Genomic DNA, 3,566 nt, shown 5'->3' on the forward strand with positions numbered 1-3,566 from the left:
GATGTTATGGTGGGATGATGTCGCTAAAGGCTTAGCTAAGTTGAATCAACCCAAAAACACGCCTCCAGAAAATGGCGAGACAACCAATACCACAACCCCCCCAGCAGACACCACCCCACCAGCCACACTTAGTGCTGATGGCAAGGCGTGGTTTATTCATCCCGTAGCGATGATGGATTATTTCACTAGAGTAGGAATTGTTACTTATCATATTTATCATGACGGAAAAATTGAAAAACATATACCAGAAAAAATATTAACAGGGTATGAGCAAAAATATAAATACGTTTATCATGATAAGAATAAAAAGACACATGAGTTGGGTATTTTTACTGTTCATGTGACTAAGGCTATGGCGAGAGGAAATATTCCACAAACACATAATGTGGAATTAATTAATGTTAAGGAGTTTGAAAAGGGTTATATTTCATCTGATGGTAGTATTAAAGCAAAATTTGCAACATTTAATAGTGATAGTCACAGGTGGTATATAAATCCTGATTGTTTTGCTGGGTTGCTTGGTGCTATGTTAGAACTGAATGCTGATTATTTAGGCTTTAATGGATTTAGTACTCACGATGCTAAATCTGTTCAGAGTAGATCTCATATAAACGGTATCGCAGGCGATTTAAGATATATATCAACTAAAAGAAACGGCGAGCTAACATGGTTATCTTATTCAAGTTTTGATTTTGATGAGCAAGAAAAATTTAATACAGCATTGTATAAATTTGGCTGGGCAAGGACTTCGTTAATGTATTCAGAATATTTTACATATAAGAAGCAACCAAATACTTTACTTAAATATACTAAGCATATGAAGAAAGCTCCTCCTAATGGATATGATCATTATCATCATTTACATATATGCGGTTTTGATTTTAACTTAATTATAAATGTACAGGATTAAAAATGATCAGGTTTCATTTTTTCTATATATGCATTTTATTAATCTCGTTTTTTTCTTTTGCAGAAGATAAAAATAAAGATCTTAATAATATCCTTTATGAATTTAAAGGATATTCAAAAAAAACATTTTCCTATCATTCTTTGAAAGACTTTTTTGCGGATAATAATCAAATATATGATGAAAAGAATCCAACAAATGCGCTTTTTGATCCCAACACGCCTTTATTAAGTATGGTTGAACATAGAAAACCTTACACAGGTAAAGCGATATTATTTAAAAAGCTTCAGCTTGATAACAAGCTAAATGTGTTCCTTTTTGCTTATTGGGATTATAATGATCAAGATTCATATTATAACCTTCCAACTCTTGAATTACAGATTTTTGATAAGAGTAATGAACTGATTAGCAAAATGATTGTTGTGGATGGTGCACAAGCAGAGTGCTCAATCAATAAAAGAACACGTATTTATAAAAATAAGAAATTTGAAATAATAGAATCAGAATATTGCATTGATATAGAAACAGAAAAGCTTATGACTGAACAACATAAGATAAGTTATTATTTTATTGATGATAAAGGTAATATTAATTTTGAATAATGAATGTGACTAAGTATAAATTAGAATAATAACGTGCTGTCTTCATCACTTTTATTAGCCTATATTAAATAATTCCCTAATAAAAAAGAACAAAACATTAAGGAAAGTTAATAATGAAATTTTTTGAAAGGTTTATCATTGTCTGCCTATTATCATTATTTAATGTAAATTTTGTATTTTCAGAAAATTTAAATAGTGATTTACGTTACTATCATAAAATCAAATTGCCTTATTCTTCTAATAAATTAAAAAAATATTATTATTGGGGAGAATATGGCTTATATCTTTCCCCTAATGTGCCATTTCCATTAAGATTTACGAATAAAGAATTTTCATTTAAGCCAAAATTATTTGAATATCTTACTAAAACAACTTTTTATTTTCCTCATTGTTATTTTTATTATAAGGACATTTTATATAAAGGCATTATCCAAATGGCTATAGGTGAAAATGATGAAAAAGTTTTTACTTTTCAGCTATATAGTTATGATAATAACGGAAATTTGTTGGATACAATACTTTTGTACAAAATTAAAAATGGCGAAATATCCTATTGGAATGATTTTGTAATAAAGCCTGACGGAAAAATATTAATTAAACAACATCAACAACAAAATCTTTTTGAACCCGATGAAAATCCAAAAGATAAAAAAGTTTATACAACAGAAAACAAATATCAAATGAGTTCTTCTGGCATTTTTAACACAATAAAGGATTAAGTAATGAAAAATTTATTTTTTATTAATATAGTGTTATTTTTATTTAATTTTTTCTGTTATGGTCAAGAAATTGATGTTATTGAGAACTATAAAGGTAAATCTGTTCTTAACAAGATAGATATCACAAAGTTAGCAAAAGATTGCAAGAAAAACGATGATTTTTGGCATATTACAAATACTGAACGAGAAGAAATACTTGAGCGTTGTCAAATTAATCAAATGGCTTCATATTTTGATAATTTATATGAAATTATTAGAAATAATATTGTTATATATGATGTAAATGATTTAAAGCTTACTATTAATAAAAAAATCTATAATAAAACCGTTAATAATAAAATATATCCGGTTAAAGAGTTTAACTTATCCATTTTTCATAAAGGAAACTTTAAAGATAAAATTATATTGGCAAATAGTTCTTATGATGTTGAAGGTTATTATTGGTTAAGTAATCAATACTATTATATTTCACCTAGTAAAGATGTTTATTTATTATTGGTCAAAGATATCGATACTAGTGTAAAACCAATATTCTGGAAGCATTATCAAATAGATGAAAAAGACTTACAATTTCAACTTAAAGAGTTATTAATTGACGAAGGTTATAAATATCAAATTACTTACCCCGATCAATTCAAAATTCTCGAAGGTTCGCTTGAAACATCAAAATTTCAAATTAATAAACTAAAAACTTGTTATCAAGAAGAATACTCGACTAGTTGTAGTATAGATTCTTATCGTTACTATCATGACCTTTTATCTCAAAAAACCATATCGCTTAAAGATAAAAAAACGAATCTTAATGAATCTATAGACGAAATAGATAAACAAATTAATAAAATATGTTTATCAATAGCTGCACCTAATTATTATTATGAAACAGAGGGTTTTACTTATAACATTACAAAATGTTTAGTAGAACAAATAAACAAAAAGATAGATCAAACACTATTGTCATTAAAATAGCACAGCTAAAAATTAGGTAACGGTCCAAACGATAAAGAATTTCGTCCTCATTTACATGTTGAATGTTTCACCTGTGAAGACTTACCAAGTTATATTACTCAAACACAAGCGGAAGCGAGTAAAATCCCAGAGGAAGATAAAGCCTTTTTGGGTATAGCTAAACAGGTCAAACTACTAGAAAAAGAAGCTGCATCGGATACGACAGTGGGTAAACCGTATGCAAAGACCAAAATTAATATAATGAGTCAAGATGTGAAGGTGGCTTGGTTACAAATTGAAATACAGTCATCGGATACTGAGATAAAGACATTATGGATAAAAAATGAAGCGGCTATTGCCAAAGTAGCCAAACCCTGATCCTCGCCAAAATAT

Annotated in this window: 4 protein-coding genes and 1 pseudogene; all 5 read left to right on the forward strand. The window is 28.3% G+C overall.

Translation table 11 applies throughout. From position 1 onward, the window contains the following. Window positions 1-910, forward strand: a pseudogene (locus tag B9N71_RS13195) (hypothetical protein); the annotation flags it as partial. A gap of 2 nt (window positions 911-912) precedes the next feature. Then, window positions 913-1,509 (forward strand): hypothetical protein, encoded by a 597-nt coding sequence (locus tag B9N71_RS12545; RefSeq protein WP_085166139.1) that lies wholly within the window; start codon window positions 913-915, stop codon window positions 1,507-1,509. Window positions 1,510-1,622: 113 nt separating this feature from the next. Continuing rightward, a complete protein-coding gene (locus B9N71_RS12550; RefSeq protein ID WP_085166140.1) occupies window positions 1,623-2,228 on the forward strand; it encodes a hypothetical protein in 606 nt (201 codons plus the stop codon). Between the two features lie 3 nt (window positions 2,229-2,231). Beyond that, entirely contained in the window at window positions 2,232-3,194 is a 963-nt protein-coding gene (locus B9N71_RS12555; RefSeq protein WP_085166141.1) for a hypothetical protein, read from the forward strand. Window positions 3,195-3,341: 147 nt separating this feature from the next. Further along, a complete protein-coding gene (locus tag B9N71_RS12560) occupies window positions 3,342-3,551 on the forward strand; it encodes a hypothetical protein (protein ID WP_085166142.1) in 210 nt (69 codons plus the stop codon). Window positions 3,552-3,566: the final 15 nt, after the last annotated feature.

This window comes from Gilliamella bombi (assembly GCF_900103255.1).
In the GTDB taxonomy this organism is placed as follows: domain Bacteria; phylum Pseudomonadota; class Gammaproteobacteria; order Enterobacterales; family Orbaceae; genus Gilliamella; species Gilliamella bombi.

Excerpts from the sequence above, each read along its gene's own strand:
- B9N71_RS12545 (WP_085166139.1), top strand. The coding sequence starts at position 913 with ATGATCAGGTTTCATTTTTTCTATATATGCATTTTATTAATCTCGTTT.
- B9N71_RS12550 (WP_085166140.1), top strand. The coding sequence starts at position 1,623 with ATGAAATTTTTTGAAAGGTTTATCATTGTCTGCCTATTATCATTATTT.
- B9N71_RS12555 (WP_085166141.1), top strand. The coding sequence starts at position 2,232 with ATGAAAAATTTATTTTTTATTAATATAGTGTTATTTTTATTTAATTTT.